Origin of the sequence: Streptococcus pseudopneumoniae, from assembly GCF_001072925.1 — a bacterium.
Lineage (GTDB): Bacteria > Bacillota > Bacilli > Lactobacillales > Streptococcaceae > Streptococcus > Streptococcus pseudopneumoniae_Q.
Map to the genome: position 1 here is coordinate 1 of NZ_JVHE01000121.1, position 563 is coordinate 563.

Here is a 563-nt window from a genome sequence, read left to right on the forward strand (position 1 = left end):
TATGTCTTGGGACGAGTATGCCTTTACCAAGGGAAAGATGAGTTTTATCGCACAAGATTTTGACATGCTCAATATCATCACTGTTCTTGAGGGAAGAACACAAGCCGTCATCCGAAATCACTTTCTTAAATATGATAGAGCGGTCCGATGTCGAGTGAAAATCATTACTATGGATATGTTTAGTCCTTACTATGACTTGGCTAAACAGCTTTTTCCATGTGCTAAAATCGTTCTAGATCGCTTTCACATTGTACAACATCTGAGTCGTGCTATGAGCCGTGTGCGTGTTCAAATTATGAACCAATTCGATAGAAAATCCCATCAATACAAGGCCATCAAGCGCTACTGGAAGCTCATTCAACAAGATAGTCGTAAACTCAACCATAAGCGATTTTATCGTCCTACTTTTCGCATGCACTTGACTAATAAAGAAATTTTAGACAAGCTTTTGAGCTATTCAGAAGAATTGAAACACCACTATGATCTCTATCAGCTCTTGTTTTTTCACTTTCAGAATAAAGAGCCCGAGAAATTTTTCGGACTCATTGAGGACAATCTAAAGC

1 protein-coding gene is annotated in these 563 nt (G+C 38.5%); it reads left to right on the forward strand.

Translation table 11 applies throughout. The annotated features are described in order from the left end of the window. Positions 1–563 (forward strand): ISL3 family transposase (locus ADH81_RS09825; RefSeq protein WP_049528729.1); only part of this gene is annotated, 563 nt, incomplete at both ends.